Annotated in this window: 1 protein-coding gene; it reads right to left on the bottom strand. The window is 64.5% G+C overall.

Annotated features, from left to right (window positions below; all coding sequences use genetic code 11):
* Positions 1–188 precede the first annotated feature (188 nt).
* Positions 189–515, bottom strand: a 327-nt coding sequence (locus AWB68_RS46180; RefSeq protein WP_235028914.1) for a DUF6537 domain-containing protein, incomplete at its 5' end; no start/stop codon positions are given.

The following is a 515-nucleotide window of genomic DNA, read 5'->3' as shown; positions in this document are numbered from 1 at the left end:
GAGGCGTTGGCGACGGTGCGATGGTGAGGCATGGGTGTCTCCTGAATTATCTGGCTGCGCCAGTATTTGCATGCTCTTTGGCTGGCGGGATCGGGCGGGGCCGCTTCCCGGGTTGCTGCGGCTTCGTGAGTTCACGAGACCGCAGCGAATCTGCGCTGTGCGTTGGAGGCGATGGCAACGGCGCTGGGTCAGGGGGTCGCAGCACTCTGCTTGCGCTGGACCGGCGCCGGCGCATGACCCGCAGTGCATGTCTTACGCCACTGGCCCATCAAGGTCGCCCATCGCACGCGGGCAGCGTCGATGTTGCGTGCTTTTACATGGCCGTAGCCTCGGATGGTTTCGGGCAGGGCGGCGATCTCCAGGGCCGCGGCGAGGTTCTCTTTCGATAGCGTTTGAAGGAGTTCCTCGACACAGGCACGGTACTCGCCGACCAATGCACGTTCCGTGCGTCGTTCGGCGGTGTATCCAAACGGGTCAAAGGCGGTTCCGCGCAGACCTCTTAGCGCCGCGAGCCC

This window comes from Caballeronia choica (assembly GCF_001544535.1).
Taxonomy (GTDB): domain Bacteria; phylum Pseudomonadota; class Gammaproteobacteria; order Burkholderiales; family Burkholderiaceae; genus Caballeronia; species Caballeronia choica.
Note: the sequence above shows the minus strand (reverse complement) of the source record. Positions and strands in the feature narration are given on the sequence as shown.